Origin of the sequence: Edaphobacter sp., assembly GCF_035532915.1 — a bacterium.
Lineage (GTDB): Bacteria > Acidobacteriota > Terriglobia > Terriglobales > Acidobacteriaceae > Edaphobacter.
This window is the reverse complement of the sequence record NZ_DATKQC010000321.1, coordinates 1-2,911: the sequence shown is the minus strand read 5'-3', so window position 1 is coordinate 2,911 and position 2,911 is coordinate 1. Positions and strand designations below refer to the sequence as shown.

The 2,911-nt window shown below is 60.0% G+C and carries 1 protein-coding gene and 2 pseudogenes; 2 read left to right on the top strand and 1 reads right to left on the bottom strand.

What is annotated here, in order from left to right:
• Nucleotides 1-257: pseudogene (locus VMU57_RS15430) on the top strand (fucose isomerase); the annotation flags it as partial.
• Between the two features lie 75 nt (nt 258-332).
• On the opposite strand, the gene VMU57_RS15425 reads toward VMU57_RS15430, so the two are convergent.
• Nucleotides 333-2,564, bottom strand: coding sequence for a TonB-dependent receptor (locus tag VMU57_RS15425; RefSeq protein ID WP_325384981.1), 2,232 nt, complete (start codon nt 2,562-2,564; stop codon nt 333-335).
• 120 nt (nt 2,565-2,684) lie between these two features.
• Between VMU57_RS15425 and VMU57_RS15420 the strand changes: the two are divergent.
• Nucleotides 2,685-2,911, top strand: a pseudogene (locus tag VMU57_RS15420) (alginate lyase); the annotation flags it as partial.

Here is a 2,911-nt window from a genome sequence, read left to right as displayed (position 1 = left end):
GCTTTGCGCGCTTCTCCACCGACGACTTCGAGGGCACCATCAAGGGCTACGTCGGCGAGGGCAACTTCACCAACGACCCCCTCAACACCTTCGGCGGAGCGGGAGTGGTCGAGATCCCCAACATGCAGCAGCTGCTGCGCTTCATCTGCGAGAACGGCTTCGAACACCACGTCGCCGCCAACTTCGCCACCGTCGCCGGCCCCATCCACGAAGCCGCCACCAAATACCTCGGATGGCCTACTCACTTGCATAAATAAGAAGCGGATTCCCTCAGACTAGTCGGTACCCCATGTCCGAAACTTCGGACATGGGGTATTCAGCTTTGGGGCCTATTAGTGAAGCCGTACGCCGACGGAGACGATGCGCGGAGCGCCCAAGGTCAGCAGTGGGGTTCGTCCAGCCTGAACCTCAGTATTGAAGAGATTTTGCGCCGAGCTATAGACCTGCCATCTGCGCCCAAAGGCATGTTCGGCATAAAGATCGACCTGGGCATACCCTGCGAGCCGGAACTGGTTTGCCGAATCATCAAACGACTGCCCGCTGGTTCTAAGATCGACGCTCAGGATGCCAACCTTGTCTTTGTGAAGCCGCGCCTGCAGCGTTGCACTGTTTCGCGGCACCTCCGCCGTCCACTTGCCTACAAGCGTCGGGTCGGCCTGAAACTTCGTGACCGTTGAGACCGCATACTGATATCCGCCAGTCAACATAAGAAATGGCAGCGGCTTCAGCTCGTACTCCGCGGTGAGGCCGCGGCTCTCCAACTGGCCCAGATTTTGCCGCTGCAAGAGCTGGCTGATTCGAGTGGAGCTGATAGCGACCGAAGCCACGGGACGATTCACCTGCGTCCAGAAGTAGCTTCCCCGCACAGAACCCCAGCGTGAGAGATCCATCAATGCACCGCCCTCAAAACCCGTAGCCCGCTCGGAGCGCAGATTTCCATTGGCCAGCGTGATCTGCTGGCCTACCTGAAATTTGCGGTACAGCTCGTTCAGCGTCGGACCACGAAAGGCGCGGAAACCTGACGCGGTAAGCGACAATCCTCCGGCTATCTTCTTGACAATGCCGAGGCGAGGGTCGAAGACCGTCTCCTGCACGGTAGGAAGCGGCGAGGACGAGCCTGCGGTAGTTTGTTTCGCGTCCAGATTGCCAAAGCGATCGAGCCGCGAAGAGAACGCAATCGACCATGTAGACGGCTGCCACAACACCTCTCCATAAATACCCGAGCCGCGCTGGCGAGCGCTGATGCTGACGTTGGGCTGAGAAACACCGCTCTTGACCGAGGTCTCATTATCGGTCGCGCGTGTATCGATCAGGTCGCCTCCCGCGACCAGCGTCACCTTCCCTGCATAACCCCGAGCCCACTGCACCGCGCCGCCAATCTGCTGTGAAGGAACCCGTTGCAGGTTCGTCAGCTTCTCCGAGGCACGGTCCGCAGCGATCGAAGAGAAGCTCTGGCGATAGTTCTGATCGGAGCCGTAGAGACGCAGCAGGAAGCGTCCGGCATCAGCAGGCGACCAGTTCGCGCCGCCAACATATCTCCACAGGCGCGTCGCGTTCGTCTGCACGGGGGTTCCGTTGCCACGGGCTTCATTCAGTAGATTTCCCAACAGAAACAGGCTGCCATCGCTGCCGAGAGCGCGCCGCAGATCGACCCGCCCGCTCTGCGAGTGGACGTTCGAGGCAGTGTCGATAGGCCCACGCACTGCAGGAGCGGTAAGAATATATCCATCGGTGCGGAAGAAGGAGGCCGCAGCAAGCCCGCTCCAGCCGTGCTCTCCCGCTGTGAGCAGTCCGTTTACGCTGGAGGTATCTTCGCTTGCTCCCGACACATCCGCCGCATAACCAAGATGCTGCGGAACCACGGGCACCACGTCGATGACGCCGCCGATGGCGCTCGAGCCATAGAGGTCCGAAGCTCCACCACGCATCAGCTCGACATCGCGCACAGCCAGTTCCGGAATCTCGTTCCAATGAATCCATCCGCCGAAGGCATCGTTCAGGGGAACCTGATCGCTGAGGACAAGCGTGCGGCTGACAGCCGTGGAGCCAAGTCCGCGCAAGGAAGTTCCTTGCGTGGTTGGATTGGAGACCCACGAACTGGTGCGGCGAAAGAGCTGGAAGCCAGCGACCTGACGAAGCGCGTCGTCAAGAGTAAACCCGGGGGCCTCTTGAAGCTGCTCCCCCGTCATGGTGCGAACGCTGCTGGCGCTGGCATCGAGCGCCAGGGGCATACGTGCAGCGGTTATCTCGATGCTCTCGGAAGCGGTGGCAACCCGAAGCACGACAACCAATCTGTCCTGATCGCCGAGGGTCTGGCGTGCAGGGGCAAAGCCATTGTGACTTACCTGAATCCGTGTGCCTGCCTCTGCCGACACCGATGCGCATCCATTCACCTGTCCAGAAAATGCCTGCGGAGGATTTGTCTCAACCTGCACCGTGGCACCGGGCAACGCATCGCCACGTTGGTCCTGCACGCATACCTGCACATGACGCGGAGCCGCGAAGGCTATGGATAGAGAACAGAACAGCCAGGCGACAACTGAAGCAGCGAATCGAATCGACATTATTTCCCCATACAATCCTATCGTTTCGAACGCGATTTTCGCGAGGCGTCGCTGAGATTTCTCCGGTCCTCTCACCGTTCCGTACTTCGTGATACTCTTCCGCACAAGAAGGCTGACACGATGCCGATCACCCGCAGAATCTTTTGCACGCAAGCCGCCCATGCTGTCACGGCAGGCATACTTTTGCCGCGAGCGCTCACGGCCGAGTCTTCCACTTCTCGTCCCGACGTTGCGGCGATCGATCATGGCCGCATCCTCAAAGCAGCGCAAGCTTATCTCGCAAAGGCCCCAACTCCGCTGACCGCGTTACCCTGCAAGCGCAGCCCGGGGACGCCGCATGACTTCTA